The organism is Tsukamurella pseudospumae (genome assembly GCF_001575205.1).
Lineage (GTDB): Bacteria > Actinomycetota > Actinomycetes > Mycobacteriales > Mycobacteriaceae > Tsukamurella > Tsukamurella pseudospumae.
Genome location: NZ_LSRE01000008.1, coordinates 51908 through 77162, shown reverse-complemented (window position 1 = coordinate 77162; position 25255 = coordinate 51908). Strand labels below are relative to the sequence as shown.

28 protein-coding genes are annotated in these 25255 nt (G+C 70.8%); 16 read left to right on the top strand and 12 right to left on the bottom strand.

From position 1 onward, the window contains the following. Nucleotides 1-18: 18 nt before the first annotated feature. From AXK61_RS05605 to AXK61_RS05595, 3 genes are read left to right on the top strand one after another with little or no spacing between them, the layout of a single operon-like run. Nucleotides 19-711, top strand: coding sequence for a haloacid dehalogenase type II (locus AXK61_RS05605; protein ID WP_068744216.1), 693 nt, complete (start codon nucleotides 19-21; stop codon nucleotides 709-711). A 50-nt stretch (nucleotides 712-761) separates the two neighbouring features. Beyond that, nucleotides 762-1553 carry an acyl-CoA thioesterase domain-containing protein gene (locus AXK61_RS05600; protein WP_068744214.1) on the top strand — a complete coding sequence of 264 codons (792 nt, stop codon included), beginning with the start codon at nucleotides 762-764 and terminating at the stop codon, nucleotides 1551-1553. Continuing rightward, nucleotides 1550-2317, top strand: a complete 768-nt coding sequence (locus AXK61_RS05595) for a crotonase/enoyl-CoA hydratase family protein (protein ID WP_068571355.1) — start codon at nucleotides 1550-1552, stop codon at nucleotides 2315-2317. Before AXK61_RS05600 ends, AXK61_RS05595 begins: the two co-directional genes overlap by 4 nt. 67 nt (nucleotides 2318-2384) lie before the next feature. On the opposite strand, the gene AXK61_RS05590 is transcribed toward AXK61_RS05595, so the two are convergent. Beyond that, on the bottom strand, nucleotides 2385-3512 hold the full coding sequence (locus tag AXK61_RS05590; protein ID WP_231855441.1) for an SDR family oxidoreductase: 1128 nt from the start codon (nucleotides 3510-3512) through the stop codon (nucleotides 2385-2387). An 18-nt stretch (nucleotides 3513-3530) separates the two neighbouring features. Between AXK61_RS05590 and AXK61_RS05585 the strand changes: the two genes are divergently transcribed. Both AXK61_RS05585 and AXK61_RS05580 read left to right on the top strand, forming a co-directional pair. Next, a complete protein-coding gene (locus tag AXK61_RS05585; protein WP_068571353.1) occupies nucleotides 3531-4106 on the top strand; it encodes a TetR/AcrR family transcriptional regulator in 576 nt (191 codons plus the stop codon). Nucleotides 4107-4254: 148 nt separating this feature from the next. After that, nucleotides 4255-4488 carry a hypothetical protein gene (locus tag AXK61_RS05580; RefSeq protein WP_068571352.1) on the top strand — a complete coding sequence of 78 codons (234 nt, stop codon included), beginning with the start codon at nucleotides 4255-4257 and terminating at the stop codon, nucleotides 4486-4488. Nucleotides 4489-4503: 15 nt separating this feature from the next. On the opposite strand, the gene AXK61_RS05575 is transcribed toward AXK61_RS05580, so the two are convergent. Then, the gene (locus AXK61_RS05575; RefSeq protein WP_068571527.1) at nucleotides 4504-5223 is read right to left on the bottom strand and encodes a PaaX family transcriptional regulator; all 720 of its coding nucleotides are present in this window, start codon (nucleotides 5221-5223) and stop codon (nucleotides 4504-4506) included. Between the two features lie 137 nt (nucleotides 5224-5360). Between AXK61_RS05575 and AXK61_RS05570 the strand changes: the two genes are divergently transcribed. Next, the gene (locus AXK61_RS05570; RefSeq protein ID WP_068744212.1) at nucleotides 5361-7010 is read left to right on the top strand and encodes an acyl-CoA dehydrogenase family protein; all 1650 of its coding nucleotides are present in this window, start codon (nucleotides 5361-5363) and stop codon (nucleotides 7008-7010) included. Here AXK61_RS05570 and AXK61_RS05565 read toward each other — a convergent pair whose 3' ends face one another. Both AXK61_RS05565 and AXK61_RS05560 read right to left on the bottom strand, forming a co-directional pair. Next, nucleotides 7011-7808: a hypothetical protein gene (locus tag AXK61_RS05565; protein ID WP_082789227.1), complete on the bottom strand. Its 798-nt coding sequence runs from the start codon at nucleotides 7806-7808 to the stop codon at nucleotides 7011-7013. It abuts the gene before it with no gap. Between the two features lies 1 nt (nucleotide 7809). Beyond that, nucleotides 7810-10332, bottom strand: a complete 2523-nt coding sequence (locus AXK61_RS05560; RefSeq protein ID WP_068744285.1) for a penicillin-binding protein — start codon at nucleotides 10330-10332, stop codon at nucleotides 7810-7812. 247 nt (nucleotides 10333-10579) lie between these two features. Between AXK61_RS05560 and AXK61_RS05555 the strand changes: the two genes are divergently transcribed. Then, nucleotides 10580-10894 (top strand): WhiB family transcriptional regulator, encoded by a 315-nt coding sequence (locus AXK61_RS05555; protein WP_068571349.1) that lies wholly within the window; start codon nucleotides 10580-10582, stop codon nucleotides 10892-10894. Nucleotides 10895-10965: 71 nt separating this feature from the next. Here the strand turns inward: AXK61_RS05555 and AXK61_RS05550 are convergent, their stop codons facing one another. Both AXK61_RS05550 and AXK61_RS05545 read right to left on the bottom strand, forming a co-directional pair. Continuing rightward, complete coding sequence (locus AXK61_RS05550) at nucleotides 10966-12072, bottom strand: ArsA family ATPase (protein WP_068571348.1); 1107 nt, start codon at nucleotides 12070-12072, stop codon at nucleotides 10966-10968. Continuing rightward, nucleotides 12069-13106 carry an ArsA family ATPase gene (locus AXK61_RS05545; RefSeq protein ID WP_414929989.1) on the bottom strand — a complete coding sequence of 346 codons (1038 nt, stop codon included), beginning with the start codon at nucleotides 13104-13106 and terminating at the stop codon, nucleotides 12069-12071. Before AXK61_RS05545 ends, AXK61_RS05550 begins: the two co-directional genes overlap by 4 nt. Before the next feature lie 139 nt (nucleotides 13107-13245). Here AXK61_RS05545 and AXK61_RS24850 point away from each other — a divergent pair, with 139 nt between their 5' ends. Genes AXK61_RS24850 through AXK61_RS05535 form a run of 3 tightly spaced genes read left to right on the top strand, consistent with a single transcriptional unit; the run spans nucleotide 13246 to nucleotide 14689 of the window. After that, entirely contained in the window at nucleotides 13246-13410 is a 165-nt protein-coding gene (locus AXK61_RS24850) for a DUF4177 domain-containing protein (RefSeq protein ID WP_139057904.1), read from the top strand. Continuing rightward, nucleotides 13407-13874 (top strand): RidA family protein, encoded by a 468-nt coding sequence (locus tag AXK61_RS05540; RefSeq protein WP_068744211.1) that lies wholly within the window; start codon nucleotides 13407-13409, stop codon nucleotides 13872-13874. The genes AXK61_RS24850 and AXK61_RS05540 overlap by 4 nt, the downstream gene beginning before the upstream one ends. Further along, nucleotides 13871-14689, top strand: a complete 819-nt coding sequence (locus AXK61_RS05535) for an MBL fold metallo-hydrolase (protein WP_068571346.1) — start codon at nucleotides 13871-13873, stop codon at nucleotides 14687-14689. Before AXK61_RS05540 ends, AXK61_RS05535 begins: the two co-directional genes overlap by 4 nt. A 283-nt stretch (nucleotides 14690-14972) precedes the next feature. On the opposite strand, the gene AXK61_RS05530 is transcribed toward AXK61_RS05535, so the two are convergent. Both AXK61_RS05530 and AXK61_RS05525 read right to left on the bottom strand, forming a co-directional pair. Further along, entirely contained in the window at nucleotides 14973-15647 is a 675-nt protein-coding gene (locus AXK61_RS05530) for a Crp/Fnr family transcriptional regulator (protein WP_068571345.1), read from the bottom strand. Between the two features lie 236 nt (nucleotides 15648-15883). Next, nucleotides 15884-16099 carry a hypothetical protein gene (locus tag AXK61_RS05525; RefSeq protein WP_139057903.1) on the bottom strand — a complete coding sequence of 72 codons (216 nt, stop codon included), beginning with the start codon at nucleotides 16097-16099 and terminating at the stop codon, nucleotides 15884-15886. 75 nt (nucleotides 16100-16174) lie between these two features. Between AXK61_RS05525 and nth the strand changes: the two genes are divergently transcribed. The 4 genes from nth to AXK61_RS05505 are packed head-to-tail and all read left to right on the top strand — an operon-like array spanning nucleotide 16175 to nucleotide 19513. Continuing rightward, nucleotides 16175-16945, top strand: a complete 771-nt coding sequence (nth, locus tag AXK61_RS05520) for an endonuclease III (protein WP_139057902.1) — start codon at nucleotides 16175-16177, stop codon at nucleotides 16943-16945. Next, entirely contained in the window at nucleotides 16942-17610 is a 669-nt protein-coding gene (locus AXK61_RS05515; protein WP_068744209.1) for a TlpA family protein disulfide reductase, read from the top strand. The genes nth and AXK61_RS05515 overlap by 4 nt, the downstream gene beginning before the upstream one ends. Then, nucleotides 17607-18317, top strand: a complete 711-nt coding sequence (locus AXK61_RS05510) for an NUDIX hydrolase (RefSeq protein ID WP_068571342.1) — start codon at nucleotides 17607-17609, stop codon at nucleotides 18315-18317. The genes AXK61_RS05515 and AXK61_RS05510 overlap by 4 nt, the downstream gene beginning before the upstream one ends. Continuing rightward, on the top strand, nucleotides 18314-19513 hold the full coding sequence (locus AXK61_RS05505) for a MarP family serine protease (protein WP_068571341.1): 1200 nt from the start codon (nucleotides 18314-18316) through the stop codon (nucleotides 19511-19513). The genes AXK61_RS05510 and AXK61_RS05505 overlap by 4 nt, the downstream gene beginning before the upstream one ends. 60 nt (nucleotides 19514-19573) lie before the next feature. Here the strand turns inward: AXK61_RS05505 and AXK61_RS05500 are convergent, their stop codons facing one another. Genes AXK61_RS05500 through nhaA form a run of 3 tightly spaced genes read right to left on the bottom strand, consistent with a single transcriptional unit; the run spans nucleotide 19574 to nucleotide 22323 of the window. Then, nucleotides 19574-20539: an alpha/beta fold hydrolase gene (locus AXK61_RS05500; RefSeq protein WP_068571340.1), complete on the bottom strand. Its 966-nt coding sequence runs from the start codon at nucleotides 20537-20539 to the stop codon at nucleotides 19574-19576. Between the two features lie 25 nt (nucleotides 20540-20564). Next, nucleotides 20565-21071 carry a phage holin family protein gene (locus AXK61_RS05495; RefSeq protein WP_068571339.1) on the bottom strand — a complete coding sequence of 169 codons (507 nt, stop codon included), beginning with the start codon at nucleotides 21069-21071 and terminating at the stop codon, nucleotides 20565-20567. Between the two features lie 37 nt (nucleotides 21072-21108). Next, nucleotides 21109-22323, bottom strand: a complete 1215-nt coding sequence (gene nhaA, locus AXK61_RS05490; protein WP_068571338.1) for a Na+/H+ antiporter NhaA — start codon at nucleotides 22321-22323, stop codon at nucleotides 21109-21111. Nucleotides 22324-22403: 80 nt separating this feature from the next. On the opposite strand from nhaA, the gene AXK61_RS05485 reads away from it, so the two are divergent. Then, nucleotides 22404-23750 (top strand): MFS transporter, encoded by a 1347-nt coding sequence (locus tag AXK61_RS05485; protein ID WP_068571337.1) that lies wholly within the window; start codon nucleotides 22404-22406, stop codon nucleotides 23748-23750. A gap of 3 nt (nucleotides 23751-23753) precedes the next feature. Beyond that, on the top strand, nucleotides 23754-24656 hold the full coding sequence (locus AXK61_RS05480) for a 2-dehydropantoate 2-reductase (RefSeq protein WP_068744207.1): 903 nt from the start codon (nucleotides 23754-23756) through the stop codon (nucleotides 24654-24656). Here AXK61_RS05480 and mug read toward each other — a convergent pair. Next, a complete protein-coding gene (mug, locus tag AXK61_RS05475) occupies nucleotides 24607-25212 on the bottom strand; it encodes a G/U mismatch-specific DNA glycosylase (protein WP_068744206.1) in 606 nt (201 codons plus the stop codon). The genes AXK61_RS05480 and mug overlap by 50 nt on opposite strands. Between the last annotated feature and the right edge of the window lie 43 nt (nucleotides 25213-25255).

Genomic DNA, 25255 nt, shown 5'->3' with positions numbered 1-25255 from the left:
GGCTGGCAGGATCGATGCATGGAGCAGATCAAGGTCCTCGCCTTCGACACCTTCGGCACCGTGACCGACTGGCACACCGGGGTGTCGGCGGCGCTCGCGCGGATCTTCCCCGACATCGACGCGGGGCAGCTCGCCCTCGAATGGCGCCTGCGCTACAGCCCCGCGCTCGCCGAGGTCGAATCCGGCGTCCGACCGTGGACGCTGCTCGACGATCTGCACCGCTCCGAACTCGACTCGATCCTCCGGGAGAACCACGGGACCGTCGCCGGCGCAGCGCAACTCGACGATGCCGTGCACGCGTGGCACGTGATCCCCGGCTGGCCCGACGCCGCCGGCGCGATCCGTCGCCTCACGGCCCGGTACACCGTCACCGCGCTGAGCAACGGCAATGTCGCGCTGCTCAGCGAGATGGCCAAGCACAACGGGTTCGACTGGGACTTCCTCGGCGGCGCCGACCTGTGGCGGCACTACAAGCCCGCTCCCGAGGTTTATCTCGGCATCGCCGAACTGTTCCGGGTCGAACCCGCGGAGGTGCTCATGGTCGCCACGCACGTCTCCGACCTGGCCGCCGCCCGCTCCTGCGGGCTGCGCACGGCGTACGTCGAACGGCCGCGCGAGTGGGGCCCCGTCGACAAGCCCGAACAGCGCGAACCGCTCGACGCCTACCACGCCACCGGCATGGACGACCTCGCCGACCAGCTGGGTTGCTGACGACCGGGTTGCCGACGACCCCCGTCCGGGCGCCTGGTAGACCGATAAGGGTGACCAGGCAGGACGTATCACCACAATTCACCCGCAGCGGCGGCGGCTTCGACTCGCTGCCCGCGGCGGAAGGGCGCTGGGCGCCCGGCACCCTGTCCGGCCCGGCGATTACGGGTCTCCTCGCGCAGGTCCTCGACACCGAGTTCGGTGCGGGACTGGTCGGCGCGAGGTGGCACTGCGACATGTTCCGGATGGTCCGCTCCGGCCACCTCGAGGTGCGCACCCGCCTCGTCCGCTCGGGTCGCCGGATCCGCGTGGCGGAGGCCGAGATCGTCCAGGAGGACAAGACCGTCGTCCGCGCTACAGTCACCTTCTACCACCCCGCCCCGCAGCCCGACGGTGCCGTCTGGTCCGATCCGCACGTCCCCGCGCCGCCGCCCGACGACGGGCTGCGCCTCGCGATGGCAAGCGGGAACGGCGATTACATCTCCGCCGAAACACCCGCCGTGTGGGCGAACGCCGAGCGCAAGCGGATCTGGACGGCCGGCTGGCGGGTTCTCGACGGCGAGGAGACCACGCCCTTCGCCCGCGCCGCGATGGTCTCCGACTGCACCAACCTGGTCACCGGCATGGGAACGGGCGGCGTCGAGACCATCAACGGCGATGTCTCGATGGCGCTCGCGCGAGCCCCGATCAGCGACGAGATCGGCTTGGAGGCGGATCAATTCGTCATCGTCGACGGCGTCAGCATCTCCTCGGCCAGCATGTTCGACCGCGGCGGGCGCTTCGGGGTCTGCACCGTCACCGGCATCGCGACCGGCTCCGCCGTCCACGGGCCGACGTCGTCATGAGCACCGTCGTCGTCACCCGCGAGGGGCCCGTCACCGTGGTCGAGATCGACCGGCCCGGCGTGCGCAACGCCGTCGACCGCGCCACCGCCGAAGCCCTGGCGGACGCCTTCCGCGCCTTCGAGGCGGATCCCGACGCCGCGGTAGCCGTATTGCACGGTCGCGGCGGGACCTTCTGCGCGGGGGCCGATCTCAAGGCCGTGGCCGCGGGCACCCCGAACCGGGTCGAGCCCGACGGTGACGCCCCGATGGGCGTCTCCCGCCTGCGGCTGAGCAAGCCGGTGATCGCCGCGATCGAAGGCCACGCCGTGGCGGGCGGTCTCGAGCTCGCGATCTGGGCGGACCTGCGCGTGGCCGCGAGCGACGCGACCCTCGGCGTCTTCTGCCGCCGCTGGGGCGTGCCGCTCATCGACGGAGGAACCGTGCGCCTGCCCCGGCTCATCGGCGCGAGCCGCGCGATGGACCTGATCCTCACCGGCCGCCCCGTCGGCGCGGCGGAGGCCGAGGCGATCGGGCTGGTCAACCGCACCGTCGAACCGGGGACCGCCCTGGCGGCGGCCGTCGAGCTCGGTCGGCAGCTCGCCGCATTCCCGCAGGCCTGCCTGCGGAACGACAGGCTGTCGATGCTGGAGGGCGAGGCCGAGCCGGAGCCCGCGGCCCTCGCGATCGAGTACCGCTACGGCCTGGCCTCGCTCGCCGACGGAGCGGTCGAGGGTGCCACCCGCTTCTCCGACGGTGCCGGACGGCACGGTTCGACGGTCCTCTAGGCGGCACGTCGTCGACGTACCGTTCCTCGTCCGGATCGACGTGGAACGTGCACAGCTGTGCGGGATGTCAGTCGGCCGCCGATCCCTGCGAGAGAAGACTGTTCGCGGTGTCTTCGAGGGAATCCGCGACCGTTCGGGGCCGCCAACCGAGCACTCGCTCCGCCTTGGCCGAGCTCGAGTCCAGGTTCAATCCGAGCTGCGGCCGCAGGGCCCGCATCTGCGGATTGACCAGGGCGAGAACCTTCGCCAGTAGCAGGGGCATCTCTCGCGTGGGCGCCTTCGCCGCTCGGTCGCCGAGTCGATCTCGGAGAATCCGCGCCAGTTCAACCATCCTCAGACTGTGCCCGGATGTTGCTATGAACCGCTCCCCGGCGGCCGCCGGATCGGTCATCGCACGCAGGTGCAGGTCCGCGACGTCGCGGACGTCGACCCAGCCGGTGCCGAACGGCGGACATACCGGCAAGGACCCGTTGAGCATGCCGGCGACGGTGCGCAGCGACGGCGGATCATCGTTGCCCAGAAGCGGGCCGAGGACGGCGGTCGGCTGGATCGTCGCGAGCTCCAGGCCCTGCCCTTCGCCGGCGACGAACTCCCACGCGGCACGCTCGGCCAGAGTCTTCGACTTCTGATACGGCGGGACGCCGGCATCGATGTCAGTCCAGTCCTCTTCCGTGAACGGCTCCGACTGCGGCTCGTGCCCGTACACGACGGCACCGGACGCGCTCGTCAGCACAACACGCTGAACGCCGGCGCCGCGAGCCGCGCGAAGTACTCTGAGCACGCCGCCGCGCGCCGCATCAACCATCTGCTGCTCGTCGACCGGGCCGTTGCGCAGGGTCGGTGACGCGACGTGGAGTACGTAGTCCACTCCGGCGGTGGCCGGGCCCCAGCCGTCGTCGCTGGTCAGATCGGCTTGGACGACGGTCAGTCTGGAATCGTCGAAGGTGGCGGCGGCATGGAGTCGCGTGCGCAGCGCATCCCCCTTGTCGAGATTGCGGACGGTCGTTCGGACATCATGTCCGGCTTCGAGCGCGGCGAGGACGCACCAACCGCCGATGAATCCCGACCCACCTGTGACCAGCACCTGTGTCATTTCAAACTCCTCAGCGCCGCCTCTTGTGCGACTCGGCGCGGTATGGTCAACAACATGCGGAGGATTCTCCGTAATTTCAAGATAGCGGAGGATCCTCCGCAAGGCAACGGGAGGAAACCTGTGGAGGACGTCGACCAGGCCGGCGGGTACGGGCGCCAGCGCGCCGCAGCCGCTCGAAACCGGGCCCTCATCGTCAACGCCGCGCGAGAGCTGTTCGCCGAGGATCCACACGCCACCCTGACGGCGGTGGCAGGCCGCGCGGGGGTCGGTCCCGGCACGCTCTACCGTCACTTCCCGACCCGTGACGATCTCCTGCTCGCCGCCTATCAGGGCGAGATCGACGCGCTCGCCGAATCCGTCGACGACGTCCTCCGCGCGAGCGCCTCGGCGAAGGATGCTTTCGTCGAGTGGTTCGCGATGTTGGCGGCCTCGATCCGCCGCAAACACCGACTGGGCGACGCCTTGCACTCGGCCGCCGCGCAGGCCGTCGCAGACGAAGCATGGGGTCCGATGAGCGTCGCAGTAGGAAAGCTGCTCGATGCGTGCGTTGCGGAAGGTGTTGTCGCGCAGGGGCATGACGCTGCGGACGTCATCATGCTCATGAGCTTCCTCTGGCGAGTCGCGCCCACGCCGGACGGCCGAGCCCAGGCGACCCGGCTACTCGACGTGGTCTTCGCGGGCCTCGGGAGTGCCTGACGATCACAGCGGGCGCGGCGTGCGATGCCGACGAATCGTCGGGTAACGGACACGCATCGGTCACCTGCAATTCGTCACACGGGTAACACTCGCCACCTACTGTGCAGGTGGAACGGCTCCGTCCGGGGTCGTGCAGAGAGGGAACATCATGGGGCTCGCAGGCAGCGTCCGCAGCGAACTCGACGATCTCACCGCCCAGCTCACACTCATTGCAGACTCCCTCGGTCGCACCGGCGACGACCTTCAGATCGACGCCCGCAGCCTGCACGAGACCGGCTCGTGCGACGCGGTCAAGTCCATCGCCCGCCGCCTCGACGACCAGGGGCTGCAGCTGCGTCGGCTGCAGGCGCGCATCACCAAGGTGGCGAACACCCTCGCCTGATCGGCGGCGGCCGCCTCAGCCCCGGCCGATCCGCATCGCCGCGAGCCAGGCGCGGAAGTCCGCGTAGGCCGCGGTGAGCGCCTCCGCCGGCCAGTCGGCGGGACGCAACTCCGGCGGCAGCACCGGGTCCTCGTAGAGGTGGCGCACCAGCGCCACCATGGTCAGGAACCGGGCCTGCCCGTCGTCGCCCGCGTCATCGACCGCGGCCAGCAGCGCGTGCCCGTGCCGGGACCACTCCGGCAGGTCCCACAGCGCGTGCGCGAGCTCGACGGGGTCGTCCTCGGGCCGGGCGGAGAAGCGGGACGCGACGTCCCGCACCGCGTCGGTCCACGGGCGGTCGAGGTTCGCCGGCCGCATCCACACGCCCTCGCGGAGCTCCGCGAGGCGGAGCCGGGTCATCTCGGCCCGCAGGTTCGCGCGGTCGCCGGCGCTGCGGCCGCTCGTGGTGATGATCGCGGTCTCCCACGTCCTGTCCCACACCGTCGTTGTGGGGGAGTCCGTGCGCGCCTGACGCCGCACCAGCCGCTCCGAGAGCGCGTACCGTCCGCCGTCGCGCACCAGGTCGCCTGCGGTCACCATGCGCGACATCGCGGCGCGGGTCGTCGATTCCGAGACTCCGAACAGTCGCATCGCCGCCACGATCTCGCGCCCCTCCAGCTCGGGCGGGTGCGCGCCGAGCAGCAGGCTGAGCACGGCCGATCGTGCCGAGACCGTGGCGGTGAGGGAGGGGGACATCGGCGTCGACGCTACACCGCGGGAGAACAGCTGACCCCACGGATCCATTGCATCTGTGGTGCGACTGTCGAACATATGCAACACTGGACGCAACGGCCCGGGCGGGTCGCGCACCGTCGAACCGGAGGAACCGCAGCATGCCCACGCACGAAGTGACCAACCAGGTGCCCCCGCTGCTCGGCTTCAACACCGCCGAGACCCCGATGATCGACGATGCGCTGCGCTGCGCGCACGTGGACGCGACGCAGCTGGACGCGATCCACGCGCTCGGCGCGCTCGGCGGCACCGCCGAGGCACTCGAGTGGGGCGACCTCGCCGAGGCGCACCCGCCCGTCCTGAAGACCCACGACCGGTACGGCAACCGTGTCGACGAGGTGGTGTACGACCCCGCCTACCATCGGCTCATGACGGTCGCCGTCGAGCACGGCCTGCACGCCGCGCCGTGGGCGGACCCGAGCCCGAACGCGCACCTGGTGCGCGCCGCGAAGTTCAGCGTGTGGGGCCACGTCGACGCCGGACACGGCTGCCCGATCTCCATGACCTACGCCGTGGTCCCCGCCCTGCGCGCGAACCCGGAGCTCGCGGCGCAGTACGAGCCGCTGCTCACCGCGAAGGAGTACGACTTCGGGTTGCGCGCCCCGCTCGGCAAGCGCGGCCTCATCGCCGGCATGTCGATGACCGAGAAGCAGGGCGGCTCGGACGTCCGTGCCAATACCACCCGCGCGATCCCGCAATCCGATGGCACGTACCGGATCACGGGCCACAAGTGGTTCACCTCGGCGCCGATGTCCGACCTGTTCCTGACGCTCGCGCAGACCGAGTCGGGTGTCTCGTGCTTCTTCATCCCGCGCGTGCTGCCCGACGGGACGCGCAATGTCTTCGCCCTGCAGCGCCTCAAGGACAAGCTGGGCAACCACTCCAACGCCAGCAGCGAGGTCGAATACGACGAGACCGTCGGCTGGCTGGTCGGCGAGGAGGGGCGCGGCGTGCGCACCATCGTCGAGATGGTCAACATGACCCGCCTCGACTGCGTGCTGGGCACCGCGACCGGCATGCGGGCCGGGCTGACCCAGGCCGCGCATCACGCCGCGCACCGGAAGGCCTTCGGCGCCAGCCTCATCGACCAGCCGCTCATGCGCAACGTGCTCGCCGACCTCGCCGTGGAGGCCGAGGGTGCGACAACCGCCGGGCTCTGGCTCGCGGGACTCACCGACCGCTCCGTCGCCGGCGACGAGGACGCGTCGCTGCTGCGCCGGATCGCCCTGGCCGTCACCAAGTACCACGTCTGCAAGCGCGGCCCGATCCACGCCGCCGAGGCGCTGGAGTGCCTGGGCGGCAACGGCTACATCGAGGACTCGCGGATGCCGCGCCTGTACCGCGAGGCCCCGCTGCTCTCGGTGTGGGAGGGTTCCGGCAATGTCGCAGCCCTGGATGTCTTGCGCGCCATGGCCCGCGAACCGCAGGCCGTCGCGGCGTTCTTCGCCGAGCTCGACGCCGCCGCCGGCGCGGACTCCGTCTACGACGCTGCCGTCGCGAAGCTCAAGGGCTCCTTCGGTGCGCTCGACCTCGGCGATCAGACGGCGCTGCAGTTCGGCGCCCGCCGCCTCGTCGGCGACATGGCTGCGGCGCTGCAGGGTTCGCTCCTGGTCCGGTTCGGCCACCCCGCCGTCGCGGACGCCTACACCCGCAGCCGGCTCGCGGGCGACCGCGGCGACGTCTTCGGCACCCTCCCGCAGGACGTCGACACCGCCGCCATCCTCGACCGCGTGACCCCGAAGATCGGCTGATCAGGACGTGACGACCGGCCACATCGCCGGTGCCACCACGTCTTTCAGCTCGGACCATGGGATCGTGACCGTACCGTAGTCGCCGGCCGCGTGGGCCACGTCGGGGTAGACCGTGAGGCCCACGTCCGACGGAACCCAGTTCGCGAGGTCACGGGCGAACTCCCGGGCGAACGGAATCGCTGGACCGTACCGCTTCGCGGCAACGAGCGAGAGCACCCGCGCCTGCCCCTCGGACGTGGGGAAGACCTGCGTGAGCAAGATCGGTTGCGCGGTGGTCGTGTCGATCACGATGGTGCCGAGACCATTGCTGGGATGCGCCGTGCCCGTGACGTAGTAGTTCGTCAGCAGGATGCCGGCGACGACGCGAGAGCCGATGTGCGTCACCCGCGAGCGTTCGCCGTTGACCAGATTGCCGTTCGCGAGAGTCGCGCGCTCGTTCTTGGTCAGGGCGTTCATCACCTCCGACAGCGAGGCCTGCATCGACGCGTTGAACCGCGCAGTGACGGCGGCGGCACCTCCGGACAACGTCGGCACCTGCACGTCGTAGGTGAGTGGACCGTCGACGCCCTTGCGTCGGTCGAGACCGGGTACGTAGCCGTGCGCCGGGGCCGCGGTGGGCCCGGGAGGACCGAAGTCGTACGACGGTTCCGCCGCGGACGTGGTCGACGGCGCGACCGAGACGGCCACCGACGCGCCGGACCGGCCGGTCGACCCGGCGGGCGGCGACGCCGGACCGGCGCACGCGGTCACCGTCGAACCCGCCAGCAGGAGCGCGACGACGGCGCGTCCGCCGCGCACGTCAGTTGTCCGGGGTCGGCGCCGGCGTGGGAACCGGGCCGCCGCCCTGGCCGCCCGCCCCGGGGATGGTGAACTGCCCGAAGCCCGGGATGGTGATCGTGGTGCCGCCCGGCCCCGTCTGGACGCCGGGGAGCGACGGGGCCGTCGGCGCCGGGGCGATGCCGTTCGACAGGTTGAGGGTGATCGTCGAGCCGGGCTGGGTGAAGCCGGACGGCGAGGTCGAGACGACGGTGCCCTTCGCGGCCGAGTTGTTCACGTACGCGACGGTCGCCTTGAAGCCTGCGGCCTCGATCCGGGCGCGTGCCGCGGACTCGTTGAGCCCGATCACGTTCGGGATCTTGCCGGGGCCGAAGCCGTCCCGGTACTTCGGGTCGACCGAGGGCAGCGCGACGGGGCCGTAGATCGTCGAGATCGGTTTCATCGCGGTGTACCAGGCCAGGGCCGGCTCGTTGCCGCCGTAGACATTGCCCTCGCCGCAGGGCCGCAGCGGGCTCGTGCAGATGGGGCCGGGGGAGTTGCCGTCGTTGTAGACGTAGCTGGCACCCGCGTACTGGTTGGTGAACGCGAGGAAGGCCGACGAACGGAAGGTCTCCGTGGTGCCGGTCTTGCCGGACAACGGGAGCGTCCAGCCGACGCGGGAGGCCGAGCCCGCGGAGGTGCCCCCGCCGCGGTCGTCCTGGCTGAGCGCGTTCGCGAGCGTGTTCGCCAGGCCCTTGTCGATGACCTGCTCGCACTTCTCGGACTTGAAGGGCACCGGGGTCGTCTCCGGCTTACCGTCGGCCCCCACGGTCTGGATGCCGTCGCTGTTGCGCTTGGGCTGGGTGATCGACTGGATCGGGTTGGCGGGGCACCACATGCCGCCCGACGACAGCGTGGCCGCGACGTTCGTCAGCTCGAGCGCGCTCACCGCGGTCGGACCGAGGGTGAACGAGGCCAGGTTCTGCTTCTTGAACATGTCGGCGAGGCTGTCGTTGCCGAAGCCCGAGCTGCCGGGCAGGGTGTACGAGCGCATGCCGAGCTTGACCGCCATGTCGACCACCGGGGTGACGCCGACCTGCTCGATCAGCTTGACGAAGGGCGTGTTCGGCGAGGTCGCGAGGGCTTGTGTGAGCGACATCGAGTACGGATACGGTCCCGCGTTCTTCACGCAGTAGGAATCCGACGGGCAGCCCGCGTAGCCGCCGTGTCCCATCCCCTTCACCGAGACCGTGGACGGCACGGTGACGTTCGTGTCCAGACCCATGCCCTTCTCCATCGCCGCCGCGACGGTGAAGATCTTGAAGGTCGAGCCGGCACCGTCGCCCACCTGCGCGAAGGGCTCGGGCTGGACGGTCTCGCGTTTGTCCACGTTGAGGCCGTAGACGCGCGAGGAGTTCATCGCGACGATGTCGTGCGAGGTCTGACCGGGCTTGATCACGTTCATGACCTGCGCGACGTTGGAGAGCGTCGGGCTGGCGGTGGCGGTGAGCGCCGACTGCACCGAGTCCTGGACACGCGGATCGAGAGTGGTGCGGATCGTGTAGCCGCCGCGCATCACCATGTCCTTGGGGATCCCGGCCTGGGCGAGGTACTGCAGCACGTAGTCGCAGAAGTAGCCACGGTTCGCGACGGCGGAGATGCAGCCGCCCGGCAGCGTGTTCGGGCGCGGGAGAACGCCGAGGGGTGTCTGCTTCGCCGCCTGGTACTCCGCGGCCTTGTCCGGGAAGTTCGCCACGAGCGTGTCCAGGACGGTGTTGCGCCGGATCGTGACGCCCTGGGGGTTGGTGTACGGGTCCAGTGAGGAGCTGGACTGGACCATGCCGGCGAGCATCGCCGACTCCTGGATGTTGAGCTGCGAGGCCCGCTTGCCGAAGTAGGTCTGGGCCGCCACCTCGATGCCGTAGGCGCCGTTGCCGAAGGGCACCAGGTTCAGGTACCGCGCGAGGATCTGCTCCTTGGCGATCACCTTCGCCCGCGCGTCGTCGACGCCGTGTTCCTTCTTCGCGCGTTCGGTGAGCGTGCGCTCGAGCGTGAGCGCCATCCGCACCTCGCGCAGCTTGCGCGCCGGGGTGGTCTCGACGGCCGCCCGCCGGTCCGCGTCCGACTTCGCGAGGACGAGCAGCTGGTAGTTCTTGATGTACTGCTGATCCAGTGTCGATGCGCCCTGTTGGACCTCGCCGGCCGACTGGTTCTTGAGGAACGCGCGCAGGGTGCCCTGGTAGTCCACGCCGTCGTGCTCCATGAACCGCTTGTCCTCGATCGAGATGATCGAGCGCACCATGTTCGGCGAGATCTGGTCGAACGGGACCTGCACGCGCCGCTGGTCGTAGAGGTACGCCATCGGCGCTCCGGTCGAGTCGACCACCGTGGTCACTTCGGGCACCTGGCCCTCGAGCAGTTCGGAACTGATGTTGTCGACGGTGTCCGCCGCACGGTTCGAGATGAGGCCGACGCCGCCGATGTACGGGAAGAGGACACCGGCGACCAGCAGACCGGCCAGCAGGATGCAGCCGACCAGTTTCGCGATCACTCCGGGTTTCGACACGGTCACCAGGATACGTGCCGACCCGCCCGATTCCGGGGTCCCGACGCGCCGACCAGGGCATCGGTACGGGCGTACAGATTTTCTTGGACCACTGTTCCGATTTACCTCGGTCCCCGACTTGTTTCCTCCGTGTGATTCAGGTAACACTATTGCAGACGATGTGGTGAGCACCTCGATCGGCCCCCCGTACACCTCCGGGAAGGACCGAGGGGAGGTCGGGACCACGACACGCGAAAGGGGATGTCACATGACAAGTGCACGGGTTCTGGTCGACGACGAGGATCGCCTGGTTTGGGTCTCCAAGGCCAAGTGTCGTGACGTCGATCCCGATGAGCTGTTCGTCCGTGGCGCCGCCCAGCGCAAGGTCGCGACCATCTGCCGTCACTGCCCGGTCCAGCTCGAGTGCGGTGCCGACGCGCTCGACAGCCGCGTCGAGTTCGGCGTCTGGGGCGGTATGACGGAGCGCCAGCGCCGCGCCCTCCTCCGCCAGCACCCCGAGGTCACCAGCTGGCGCGCCTTCTTCGAAGCCCAGCGCGATCGCAAGCGCGTCGTCGCCGGCTGACTCCCCGCCTCCCGGCGGGAGGTATCAGGGCCTCGTACCTTCGACGGTGCGGGGCCCTTTCGTTTGTCCAGCTATTGAACTCGGCCGACGATCTGCTCGGCGACGGCCTGCAGCGCCTCCAGGTTGGCCACCTCGAAGGGCAGGGAGGGCACGCCGACCACCGGCACCGTCGGGCACCGTCGCACGAACTCCCCGAGCACCTGCACCTCGCGCGCCGCGATCTCCGCACGCCACGCGTGCACGCGGAGGACGGCCTCGGCGGTGCGGGCGGCGCCGTCGGGCCCCAGCCGGCCGGACGCGGCGCGGGCGGCCTCGACGGGGACCGCGGCCAGTCCGGGATGCGTGCGGTTGACGATGAGGCCGGCGAGCGGCATCGACTCGCCCGCGAGGCGCTCCACGAAGTAGGTGGCCTCCCGCAGCGTGTCCTCCTCGGGTGAGGCGACCACTACGAAACGCGTGCTGGGCCGTGCGAGCATCGCGTAGGTACGATCCGCGCGCTCCTGGAAGCCGCCGATCAGCGTGTCCATCTGGGAGACGAATCCGGAAGCGTCCGAGAGCATCTGGCTGCCGACGATGGTCGAGACCAGCTTCAGCGCGATCCCCATGCCGCCCGAGACCAGCCGGCCGAAGCCGCGGGTGGGGCCCGCGATGAGCCCCATCAGGCGCGAATCGAGCATGGAGCCGAACCGTTTCGGTGCGTCCAGGAAATCGAGGGCGTTGCGCGACGGCGGCGTGTCCACCACCACGAGGTCCCAGCGCTCGTCGGCGGTGAGCTGGCCAAGCTTCTCCATCGCCATGTACTCCTGCGTTCCGGAGAACGAGCTGGCCACGGTCTGGTAGAAGGGGTTGTTCAGGATCTCCTGCGCGCGTGCGGGATCCGCGTTCGAGGTGACCATCTCGTCGAAGGTCCGCTTCATGTCGAGCATCATCGCGTGCAAGGTGCCGTCGCCGGGGACGTCCACCTCCTGCGGCTCGTTCGTCAGGTCGGCCACGCCGAGCGCCTGCGCCAGTCGGCGCGCGGGATCGATGGTCAGCACCACCACGCGACGCCCCTGCTCGGCCGCCCACAGCGCCATCGCCGCGGCCGTCGTCGTCTTGCCCACGCCGCCGGAGCCGCAGCACACCACCACGCGGGTACCCGGATCCACCAGCTGCGGACCCAGTTCCAGGCCGATCATCGGACCCCCGCCTCTTCCAGTGCACCCGCCAGTTCGCGGACGCCTCGCAGGTCCACCCCGCCGGTCAGCAGAGGCAGCTCCAACCGGCCTGCGACATCGATCGCCCGCAGGTCCGCGCGCGCTTCGTCCTGCCCGTCGACCGTTCGCGCGAACTGGATGGTCTCCGTGAGCAACCCGGCGAGATCCTCGTCGGACAGGGCGAGCCCGGCACCGTCGAGCGCGGCCCGGACCGCGGTGCCGTCGACGGTGCCGTCCGCGGCGGCGCGCAGCTCGTCGGCGTCGAGGAGCTGCGGCAGCGTCCGGTTGACGATGACCGCGCCGACCGTGAGATCGAGTTCGCGCAGCTCCCGCGCGGCCTCCGCGGTCTCCTGGATCGGCAGCGACTCGAGGAGCGTCACCAGGTGCACGACGGTGTCGGGGGAGTGCAGCAGGCGCACCACCCGGTCCGCCTGGCCTGCGATCGGGCCCGCCTTCGCGATCTCCTTCATCGCCCGCGTCACGTCCAGGAACTTCCCGATCCGGCCCGTGGGCGGCGCGTCCACGACGATCGCGTCGTAGGCGTACCGGCCGTCACGGTCACGGCGCTGCGTGCACTCCATGATCTTGCCGGTGATGAGGATGTCCTTGAGGCCGGGCGCCAGCGTCGTCGCGAATTCGATCGCGCCGATCGACTTGAGCGCGCGGGCCGCGAGGCCCATGCCGTAGTTGGTCTTGAGGTAGTCGAGGAAGGTGGCCTCGACGTCCATCGGGAGCGCGAAGACGGTGCCGGTACCGGCGGTCGCGATCTTCGTCTCCGTCGGCGGCAGTTCGCCGAGCTCGAAGGTGGGGGCGATGCCGGCGCGGCCCTCGACCTCGATCAGCAGGACCTTCTTACCGCGCTCGGCCAGCGCGAGCGCGAGCGCCGCGGCCACCGTCGACTTGCCGGTCCCGCCCTTGCCGGACACGAAGTGCAGCCGGGAATCCCGCAGCCCCTCGGGCCATGCCGCCGCCGTGTCCTGCGCGACCCCGCCGGGGCCCGCCTCACTCACCACCACGACCGGAGCATATCCATACCGCCCTGCACGTCCGGGCCGATAGCGTGAACCTCCCCGCGCAATGCGACCGAGAACACGTTCTGCACCGCTGTAGGGATCGCGCCTATCGCGCTGACCGGGAGGTGGATAGGGTGAGGCCATGAGCGAGAAGACCACGTGGGAGTACTCCACCATCCCCCTGCTGACCCATGCCACCAAGCAGATCCTCGACACCTGGGGCTCCGATGGCTGGGAACTCGTCACCGTGCTCCCCGGCCCTACCGGTGAGCAGCACGTGGCCTACATGAAGCGGCCGCTCTCGTGACCGCCGCGTCCGCCCGGCTCGCCGAGCTCGGCATCGTCCTGCCCGAGGTCGTGCCGCCGCTCGCCGCGTACGTCCCGGCCACGCAGGTGGGCGACCTGGTCCACACGTCCGGCCAGCTCCCGCTCGTCGACGGTGCCCTGCTCGCGCAGGGCAAGGTCAGCGAGAACGCGGAGGGTGTCGTGGACGTCGAGACCGCCGTGGCCGCGGCCCGCCAGTGCGCACTCAACGCACTGGCCGCCGTGCACGCGCTCGTCGGCATCGATAACGTCAAGCGCGTCGTCAAGGTCACCGGATTCGTCGCCTCCGCGCCAGGGTTCTCGGGTCAGCCCGCCGTCGTCAACGGTGCGTCGCTCCTGCTCGGGGAGGTCTTCGGTGACGCGGGCGTGCACGTCCGGTCCGCCGTCGGCGTCGCGGAGCTGCCGTTGGGTGCGCCCGTCGAGGTCGAGCTCACGGTCCAGGTATGACCCTCGAGCATCCCGCACCGGGGAAGCTGCGGCAGGTCACGCCCTTCGCTGCGGTGCTGCTCTGCGACAACCCGTCGGTGATGACCCTCGAGGGCACCAACACCTGGATCCTCCGGGCGCCCGGGCGCGAGGAGGCAGTGGTCGTCGACCCCGGCCCCAAGGGCGACAAGAAGCACCTCAAGCGGGTCGCGAAGGCGGCGGGCACCGTCGCGCTGACGCTCGTGACGCATCGGCACGCGGACCACACCGGCGGGCTCAAGAAGTGGGAGGAGCTCACGCGCAGCCCCATCCGCGCCTTCTCGCCGAAGTACTGCATCAACACCGCGACGCCGCTCGTCGGCGGCGAGGTGATCGAGGTCGCGGGTCTGCGGATCACGGTGCTGCACACGCCGGGGCACACGGCCGATTCGCTGAGCTTCCTGGTCGACGGTGCCGAGGGCGACCCCGGGGCTCTCGTCTCGGGCGACACGCTGCTCGGGCGCGGCACCACCGTTCTCGACGCCACGGACGGCACCCTCGCCGACTACCTCGGCTCGCTGGAGTCGCTGTCGACGGTGGCCGCCGGTCGCGTCCTGCTGCCGGGCCACGGCCCGGACCTGCCGGACGCGGGGCCCGTCGTCGCGGCGTACGCCGCGCACCGTCAGGACCGGTTGCAGCAGGTCCGGGACGCGCTCGACGAGCTCGGCGTGAGCGCGGCCGAGGCCAAGCCGATGAAGGTCGTCAAGCACGTCTACCGCGACGTCGACAAGAAGGCGTGGCCGGCAGCGCGCATGTCCGTCAAGGTCCAGCTGCGGTACCTCGTCGAACGGGGCTGAGGCGCCCGGTCCGCAGGGCCGCGGCACGGTTCCCCGTATCGGTCCGGGGGCTGTGCAACCGTGACCGCCCGTGCCGAAACGGACATGGGTGCACCTCTGCGACGGCGCCTCGGCGTGTCGTCGCCGACACGCACCGAGGCTCGAAGGGGCGGGCAGCGCGTCGTGATGCCGGCGGGGGCCGTGCGCCGCCCCGCGGACGAAAATGTCCGGTCGTTCGTCTCAATGATCGTGAGAACGAATGACCGGACAATTTCTCGATCAGGGACCTCGCGGTCGCGAGGCCTCAGCGGGCGCGGCGGGCCAGACGCTCGCTGTCCGTGATCACCACGGACTTGCCTTCGAGGCGGAGCCAGCCGCGGTGCGCGAAGTCGGCCAGGGCCTTGTTCACGGTCTCGCGGGAGGCGCCGACGAGCTGCGCGATCTCCTCCTGCGTGAGGTCGTGGGTCACGCGCAGGGCGCCGTTCTCGTGCGTGCCGAAGCGCTGCGCGAGCTGCAGCAGCTGCTTGGCGACACGGCCGGGAACGTCGGTGAAGATCAGATCGGCCAGGTTGTTGTTCGTGCGGCGCAGACGGCGCGCGAGCACGCGCAGCAGCTGCTCCGCGATCTCCGGCCGGTCGCGGATCCACGCGCGCAGCGCCTCGCGGTCCATCGTCATCGCGCGGACCTCGGTGATGCAGGTGGCGCTCGACGTGCGGGGGCCCGGGTCGAAGATCGACATCTCACCGAACATGTCCGACGGGCCCATCACCGACAGCAGGTTCTCGCGACCGTCCGGCGAGCGGCGGCCGAGCTTCACCTTGCCGGCGAGGATGATGTACAGCCGATCACCCGGCTCGCCCTCGTTGAAGATCACGTGCCCGCGGGGGTAATCGACCTCGTGCAGATCCTTGGTGAGCGCATCGACCGCGCCCGGCTCGACACCCTGAAAAATGCCGGCCCGCGCCAGGACCTCGTCCACGGGGTACCTCGTTCCTTGATCGACCATCCGTCGCAGGCGGTGATCGCCGCGACCTGGAGTGTGAGTTTATGCAGCGTTCCGCGCTGATGTGGGAAATCGCACAGACGTCTGTCGTGAACATTACCCGTTCGCATGATGAACGGCACGTCTGCGTTCCACATCCGGCCCGTCCGATGCCGTAGCGAAGTCGGCGAAGGCGGGCTGGGCGAGGGCTCGTCAGGTCGAGGAGCGCGGTCTCAGCTGGCCCGTCGGTCGGCGCCGCCGTCGAGGTCGAGGCTGTCGACGGCCTTGGGCAGCCCGATCCGCGCCAGCGTCTCGACATCGGGCACCTCGTCGTCGCCGGTGACGGGCGGTGCCGCACGTTCGGCGGTCACCCGCGTCTCGATACGCTCCATGGCCAATGCGAACAGCATCAGCACCACCGGGAACAGCAGCCCGAGCAATCCTTGCATGCCGGACAGTAAACACAGCCAAGGTCTCGATACGGCAACGAACGAGTGACGTCGTCGTCGTTAGAATCGATTCTCATGCCCCAGGAGCCGGAATCCCACCTCGCGCTGGTGCGGCGCGCCCGCCGGATGAACCGGACCCTGGCGACCGCGTTTCCCCACGTGTACTGCGAACTCGACTTCACGGATCCGCTCGAGCTGTCGGTCGCCACGATCCTCTCGGCGCAGTGCACCGATGTCCGGGTGAATCAAGTCACACCGGCGTTGTTCGCCCGGTATCGGACGGCCGCCGACTACGCGGGGGCGAACCGCGCGGAGCTCGAGGAGTACATCCGGTCCACCGGCTTCTACCGCAACAAGGCCACCTCGATCATGGGGCTCGGGCAGGCGCTCGTCGACCGGTTCGACGGCGAGGTGCCGCGCACGATGAAGGAACTCGTGACACTCCCGGGCTTCGGCCGCAAGACGGCGAACGTCATCCTGGGCAACGCCTTCGACGTCCCCGGCATCACCGTCGACACGCATTTCTCCCGCCTCGTGCACCGCTGGGAGTGGACCGAGCTGCAGGACCCGGTGAAGATCGAGCACGCCGTGGGCGAGCTGATTCCGCGCGCGGAGTGGACCCTGCTGAGCCACCGGGTGATCTTCCACGGCCGTCGGGTCTGTCACGCCCGTAAGCCCGCGTGCGGCGTGTGTGTCCTGGCCAAGGACTGCCCCTCGTTCGGCGCCGGCCCGATCGACCCCGTCGAGGCCGCGGAGCTGGTCAAGGGCCCGGAGCGCGACCATCTGCTGGAGATCGCGCCGCCCCCGCCCCGCCGGCGCCGCGTGCAGGCCGGAGCGGGTCGATGACCACGCCCGCCCCGCTGCTCCCGGGCGAGCGGCCCGGCCGCGTCCCTGCGCGCGTGCGCTGGCTCGTGGTGTGCGCGGTCGTCGTGGTCGCCCTGGCCGTCGCCATCTGGCCCCGGGGCGGCGACGGTGCGCCGACCTCGCCGACGCGGGGGGCGGCACCGTCGGCCGACGTGAGCCCCGGCCGACTGGCGGAGGCCCGGGAGAGGGCGGCGCAGCCGGCGTGCCCCGCCGGGGTCGGCGCCGTGCAGTTGAAGGGCCTGTCGCTGAGCTGCCTCGGCGACGGTGCGCCCGTGGACCTCGCGGCCCCGACCGCCCGGCCGACGCTCATCAACGTCTGGGCCTGGTGGTGCGGGCCGTGCCGCGTCGAGCTGCCCGCCCTCGCGGAGATCGCCGCGCGCGCCGGTGACCGCTTGACGGTGCTCGGCGTGCACGCCGACCCGAATCCCGTCGCGGGCCTGGACCTCCTGGCCGAGCTGAAGGTGAAGCTGCCCACCGTGCAGGACCCGCAGGCCGTCGTCGCGGCGCTGCTCGGCGCCCCGCGCGCCTACCCCGTGACCGTTCTGTTGCGTTCCGATGGCACTGTTGCCGGTGTGCACGCCCAACCCTTCACCTCCGCCGACGACGTGGCCGCCCTGGTCCGCACCGAGCTCGGGGTGAGCCTGTGAGCGCGCCGCAGTGGCTCGACCCGCTGCTGGGCAATCTCGGCGATGTCGCCGACGAGCTCCGGCTGCGCGGCGGCGCCGTCGCGGCGCTGCAACGGGCGAAGCATCCGCGTCCGGCGTCCGTCCTGATCCTGTTCGACGGTGACCCGGGCGCGTCCGGCGCGACCCCGCCCGAGGACGCGACGGTGCTGCTCACGCAGCGCGCGTCGGCCCTGCGGCAGCATTCGGGCCAGGTGGCCTTCCCCGGCGGCAAGCGGGACCCGGGGGACGCCGACGACGTGGCGGTCGCGCTGCGGGAGGCGTGGGAGGAGACCGGGCTGGACCCCGACTCCGTCGAGATCCTCGCCGAGCTCGACCCGATCGAGGTGCCGGTGTCCGGCTTCCGCGTGGTTCCGGTCATCGGCTACGCCGCACGGCCGTCCGAGGTGGGCGTCGTGGATCCGGGCGAGACCGCGCTCGTCCGCCGCGTGCCGCTGGCGGAGCTCATCGACCCCGCGCACCGGTTCATGGTGCGCAAGTCCTTCTACCGCGGGCCGGCGTTCGCGGCCGGGCCGATGCTGGTCTGGGGCTTCACGGGAGGCCTGGTGAACGCGCTGATCCGCTCCGCGGGCTGGGAACGCCCGTGGAACACCGACGACGTGCGGCCACTCACCGACGAGGTGCGCGCCGCCGCGGCGCGCGCCGCGACCTGGCAGGAGAACGCCCGATGACAGGATCGACCTGGGTCGACGTGGTCGTCGTCGGGCTCATGCTGCTCGCGGCGTTGTCGGGCTACCGCCAGGGCGCCGCGGCCTCGGTGCTCGCGTTCGTCGGCGTGGTGCTGGGCGCTGCGGCGGGTGTCCTGCTGGCCCCGCACGTCCTCGACTCGGTGAACAATCCGACGGGGCGCGTCGTGCTCGGCGTCGGCCTGCTCGCGGGCCTGGTGATCATCGGCGAGCTGTCCGGCATGGTCCTCGGCCGCGCCGTGCGCAGTTCGATCCGGCACGGCGGCCTGCGGACGGTGGACTCCGGCGTGGGCGCGGTCGTGCAGGTGGGCGCGCTGCTGGTGGCGGCGTGGCTGGTCGCGATCCCGCTCACCACCGCCGCCGCCCCGCAGATCGCGCGGTCCGTCAACGGCTCGTACGTGCTCGGCAAGGTCAACGGCTTCGCCAAGGTGGTCGGCGCCGACGGGCTGCCGCAGAAGTTCGCGTCGATCATCGACGACTCCGGGCTGCCGCAGGCACTGGGGCCGTTCGTGAACACTCCCGTGGTGAGCGTCGACGCCCCCGACCGCGTCGACTTCACCGACCCCGTCGTCCAGCGGGTCCGCTCCTCGGTCGTGCGCATCGACGGCCAGGCCCCGTCCTGCAGCCGCGCGCTCGAGGGCTCGGGCTTCGTCTCGACGGCCGGCCGCGTGGTCACCAACGCACACGTCGTCGCCGGTACTCGTAGCGTGCAGGTCACCGTCGACGGCACCAAGAAGTACAGCGCGCAGGTCGTCTACTTCGACCCGCAGACCGATGTCGCGGTCCTCAACGTGCCCGGCATGAACGCCGCACCGCTGCGGATCGTGTTCAACGGCGCCAAGCCGGGCGATCCGGGCTTCGTGCTCGGCTTCCCCGGCGGCGGGCCGCTGACCCTGTCCTCGTCGCGCGTGCGCAGCCAGCAGACCCTCGAGGGTCGCAACATCTACCGCGACGCGCAGGTCCGGCGCGACGTCTACCTGCTGCGCGGGCAGGTCCGCCCGGGCAACTCCGGCGGGCCGATGTTCGACCGTCAGGGCAACGTGGTGGGGGTGATCTTCGGCGTCGCGGTCGACGACGCCGACACCGCGTTCGCGCTCACCGCCAAGCAGGTCGAGCCGGCGCTGCAGGCCGGCAGTACCGCCACCGCAGGCGTTTCGACGGGGGACTGCGTCAACCGCTGACGGCGCCCGACTCACGGGTCCGGGCCGCGGCACCGTCGGCCTGCGGGACCGCGGGCCTGCTCAGGGCAGGAGGCGGGGCCCGGGCAGGTCCGCGAGGAAGGTCGCCAACTGCGGCCCGACGATGCCGGGCGCCTCCTCGTGCGCGTAGTGCCCGGCGTTCTCGACCGCGCGCACCCGGTAGTCGTTCGCCCAGTCGTGGCTCGAGTACACGGGCTGCGGCAGGACGTACGGGTCGTCCTCGCCGCGGAAGGCGAGCACCGGGATGTGCAGCCGCTGGTTCATGCTGCTGAGGAAGCGGCTGCCATCGGGCCGGAACTGGCTGCGCCAGGCCCAGCGCGCGTATTCGAGGGCGCTGTGCGCGGTGCCGGGGATCTGGATGGCGCTGCGGTACTGCGTGAGCGCCTCGGCGTAGTCGGCGGTGCGGCGCCAGGTCGCGCCGCTGCGGGCGGCGTACAGGGCACCGATCTCGGCGCCGTCGTCCCTGGTCAGGCGGTCCTCGGCGACACGGGGGAGTTGCGCGAAGGTGATCGGGCCGAGCATCGCCGAGCGCTGGTCCTTGTTGCGCAGGGCCGAGCGCTTGAGCGCGATCGGATGCGGCGAGGAGATCACCGCGATCGCCGAGACGACCCGCGGGTGCAGGGTGGCCGTGGCCCAGCAGCCCAGGCCGCCCTCGCCGTGCCCGACCACGGCGGCGGACGTGTGGCCGAGCGCGCGGATGAGGCCGCTGATGTCGCCGGCCAGGGTCCAGCCGTCGTAGCCGCGGGGCGGCTTGTCGCTGTCGCCGTAGCCGCGCAGGTCGACGGCGACCGCCCGGTGGCCCGCCTCGTGCAGCTGGGGCAGCAGGTGCCGCCAGCTCCACCAGAAGCCGCCGAAGCCGTGCAGGAACACCACGAGTGGCCGATCGGCGGCAGGGGGACCGGGGTCCGGCCGGTACTCGACGGCGTGCAGCCGGATCCCGTTGGCGCGGACGTCGAGGTGCTCCCAGGGACCGGCGAACCGGACGCTCGACGGGTCGGGGCTGGTCACCTTCTCCTCGCCTCGGCTCGTCGGGTCAGCGCCGGGCGTCGCCCGACGGTGCGCCGCCCTTCAGGGCCGCCATCGGGTCGACGTCGCCCTTGAGGATCGACTGCGACTCCTTGAGCGAGGCGATCGTCTTCTGCGGGCCGCGGATCTTCCGCACCTTGAGGAAGCCGAAGAGCGCCGCGAGGCCGGCCACGATCAGCATCAGGACGAACACGATGAGCGAGGCCGCCCACATCGGCAGCCACACGTTGAGCAGCCACGCGAGGAAGAAGAAGAAGAAGAACGACGAGTACAGCGCGACGACGCCTGCGACGGCGAAGAACGCCGAGCCCGTCGCGGCCTTCTTCACGTCCCGCATGGTCTCGGCCTTGGCCAGCTCGACCTCGGCGCGGACCAGCGAGGAGACCTGGGCCGATGCGTCGCGCACGAGGCTGCCGATCGTCGGATCGCCGGAGGCGGTCACGTTGGGATCGGTGAGCGGGATCGCCGAGAGCGTGCGCGGGGTCCCGCCTGTGGGTGTGCTGTCCAAGCTCACTGTGGTCCTCCTCTAGTTGTAGTCATCGTGCCAGAGGTCACGGATGCGCGTGCACCCTCCCACGCCGGAGCAGCAGCAGGGACCCGACGACGGACGCCACCACGGAGGTCAGCAGGACCGCGGCCTTCGCGAGATCGGCCTCGTCGGCGGGCAGTGCGAGCTCCGCGACCAGCAGGCTCACGGTGAAGCCGATCGCGCCGAGCACGCTGAGCGCCAGGATGTCCCGGCCCACCAGACCCTCGGGGCGCTCGGCGAGCCGGAGCCGCACCGCCAGGGCACTGGCGCCCGAGATGCCGACGATCTTGCCGACGAACAGGCCGATCATGATGCCGAGCGCCAGGTCGTCGGTGAACAGTTCGCGGAACACCGCGCCGTTCACCGCGACGCCCGACGCGAAGAACGCGAAGACCGGCACGCAGATCAGCGCCGACACCGGCTGGATCCGGTGCTCGAGCCGTTCGGCCGGGGACGAGTGCTCGCCGGGGTCCGGCTTCACGCGGGTGAGTAGGCCGAGCGCCACGCCCGCGATCGTGGCGTGCACCCCCGACTGCAACATGGCCACCCAGACGACGATCGCGATCGGGACGTAGAGGAACGGCGTGGAGATCCGACGGTGCTGCCCGAACCAGTACAGCGCGCAGCCGGCGGCGGCGACGGCGAGCCAGCCCGCGCGGAGGTCCCCCGCGAACAGGACGGCGATGACGGCGATCGCGATCAGGTCGTCGACCACGGCGAGGCCGAGCAGGAACACCCGCGCCCCCGAGGGCAGCCGGGACCCGATGAGCGAGAGGATGCCGAGAGCGAACGCGATGTCGGTGGCGATGGGGATGGCCCACGCGCTGCCGATGTGCGGATTGTCGCGGGCGACCGTGAAGGCGATGACCGCGGGGACGACGACGCCGCCGACCGCGCACAGCACGGGCAGCGCGGCGCCGCGCAGCGTGGAGAGTTCCCCGACCACCAACTCGCGCTTGAGTTCCAGCCCGGCCACGAAGAAGAAGATCGCGAGCAGGCCGTCCTTGGCCCAGTCCGCGAGCGAGAGCCGCAGGTGCAGGCTCTGGCCGAAGACGCTCCAGTCGTCGCTGCCGAGGTGGATCTCGCCGAGGTGCAGGTAGCCGCCGGACCACGGCGAGTTGGCCCAGATGAGGGCGATGGCTGCGGCCACGAGAAGTGCTGTGCCGCCGACGGTCTCGGTGCGGAGGAAGCGGATCAATGCGCGTGAGGCCGTGAACCGCGGCGGTGCGTCGGTCATCCGTCGAACCTACCCCAGTGCCGCCCGGTGATCCGGGTCACTCGCGGTCGTGCACCTCGCGAACGGTAATCTCTGCGCTCATGACCGTGACCGCAACCGACCGGCCCGTGAACCGCCGTCGGATCGTCGTCGCCTCCATGGTGGGCACCACCATCGAGTTCTTCGACTTCTACATCTACGCGACCGCAGCAGTGCTGGTCTTCCCCACGTTGTTCTTCCCGAAGGGCAACGACACGGCGGCGCTGCTCAGCTCGTTCGCGACCTTCGGACTGGCCTTCGCCGCGCGGCCCCTCGGTTCGATCCTGTTCGGCCACTTCGGCGATCGGATCGGCCGCAAGGCGACGCTCGTGGGTTCGCTGCTCACGATGGGCGTCGCGACCTTCCTCATCGGTCTGCTCCCGACCTACGCCGTGGCCGGGTACTGGGCCCCCGGACTGCTCGCACTCATGCGCTTCGCCCAGGGACTCGGGCTCGGCGGCGAATGGTCGGGAGCGGCGCTGCTCGCGACGGAGACCGCGGAGAAGGGCAAACGCGCGTGGGCCGCGATGTGGCCGCAGCTGGGTGCTCCCTTCGGCTTCTTCCTGGCCAACGGCGTCTTCCTGATCCTCATGGAGGTGCTCGACTTCGATTCCAAGGATCCGAGTACCAGCCACGCCTTCATGACCTGGGGCTGGCGCGTGCCCTTCCTGCTCTCCGCAGTGATGGTGATCGTGGGCCTGTACGTGCGACTGCGGATCTCGGAGACGCCCGTCTTCGCGAAGGCGGTCGAGGAGGGCAAGAAGGTCAAGGCACCGATCGGCGAGGTCTTCCGCACGGCGTGGCGCCCGCTCATCATCGGCACCTTCGTCATGGTCGCCACGTACACGCTGTTCTACCTGGTGACCACGTGGGTCGCGTCGTACGGCGTGGGCAAGGTCGTGGACAAGTCCGGTATCAAGCTGACCTTCTCGTTCACCGACTTCCTCAAGATGCAGCTGATCGCGGTGCTCTTCTTCGCGGTCTTCGTGGCGGTCTCCGGCTGGCTCGCGGACCGGTTCGGGCGCCGGCTCGTCCTGATCGTCGTGACCGTCGCGATCATCGTCTACGGCCTGCTGTTCAAGTGGATCCTCGACCCGGCGAGCACCACGCAGGGCTCGATGCTGACGGTGCTCATCGTGGGACTGACGCTCATGGGCCTGACCTTCGGCCCCATGAGCGCCGTGCTGCCCGAGCTGTTCTCGACCAATGTCCGGTACACCGGCAGCGGCGTCTCCTACAACCTCGCGTCCATCCTCGGCGCGGCGATCGCCCCCTTCATCGCGACCTGGCTGGTACACAGCTACGGCGTCGCGTGGGTGGGCGTCTACCTCGCGATCGCAGGCCTGGCCACGCTGATCGCGCTCGTCGTCATGCGCGAGACGCGGGACGTGGAGCTCGATAGGGTCTGATCCATGCGGATCCTGATCGTCGGTGCGGGTGCGACCGGTGGCGCGTTCGGAACGCGCCTGATCGAGGCCGGGCGGGACGTGACCTTCCTCGTCCGGCCCGCCCGCGCGGCCCTGTTGCGGCGCGATGGACTCCGGTTCACGGACCCGTCCGGCACCCGGACGCTCCGCGTCGGCGTGCGCACGGCGGACGAGCTCGCCGCTGCGCCCGAAGCCTTCGACCTCGTGGTGATCACGGTCAAGGCACCCGCGCTCGAGGCCGCGATCGCCGATGTCGCGCCCGCGGTGGGGGACGGCACCGTCGTCCTGCCCGTTCTCAACGGTATGGCCCACGTGGACCGGCTCGAGCAGGCCTTCGGGAGCCGGGTCCTCGGCGGGCTCGCGATGATCGTCGCCACCCTCGACGACGGTGCCGTGGTCCAGATGAACGACTGGTCCGCCATCACCATCGGCGACGGTGCGCCCGCGGTCGCCGAGGCCCTCGACGTGCCGGGGATCCGGCTCACCGTCGAGGACGACATCGTCGGCGCGATGTGGGCGAAGTGGGCGTTCATCGCCGCCAGCGGCATCGACTGCTGCCTGTTCCGCAGCGCGGCGGGCCCGGTGATCCGCGCCGGCGGAGAGCCGCAGGTGCGGGCGCTCATCGCCGAGACCGAGGGGGTGGCCGCGGCCGCCGGCCACCCGGTTCCCGCGGCCTCCCACGAGCGGACCGTCGGGACGCTCGTGGACGCCGACTCGACGATGACCTCCTCGCTCTACCGGGATCTCGTGGCGGGCCTGCCCCATGAGGCCGAGCAGATCCTCGGCGACCTCGCGGTCCGCGCGCGGGAGCTGGGGGTCGCGACGCCCCTCCTCGACCTCACCCTGGTCCAGGTGCGGGCGGACGCTCTGCAGCGGGCGGGATCCTGACGCCCGCGGCCTCCGCGGCCGCGCGGTAGGCCGCGGCGAGCGTGTCGACGGTCTCGTGGGCGTTGAGCCCGCTGGGATTCGGCAGCACCCACACCTGCGTGTCGCCGATGGTGCGGTCCTGCGGGCCGGGCGCGGCCTTGGGCTCGTGGAAGGCCGTGCGGTAGGCGGTGATCCCGAGTACCGCGAGGATCCGCGGGGCCACCTGCGACACGCGCTCGACGAGCGCCTCGCCGCCGGTCCGGAGCTCCTCGGCGGTGAGCTCGCTCGCCTTCGCGGTGGCCCGCGGCGCCACGTTCGTGATGCCGATCCCCGCGTCCACCAGCACGTTCCGGTCGGCGAAGGTCATGCCGTCGGACGCGTCGATGAGGTGGTCGACGATCCCCGCGGCGTACAGCGCGGGGTAGAAGCGGTTGCCGGGCCGGGCGAAGTGCGCCCCGGTCGCGGCCGTCCAGAGGCCGGGGTTGATGCCCGAGAACAGCAGCCGGCAGCCGGGACCGATCAGGTCGGGAACCGTCGTATCGGAGTAGGCGAGGAGTTGTTCGCGCGTGAAGCCCATGGATTACTGCCTACAGGGTCGCGCCCGCGTGGTCCACTGGGGC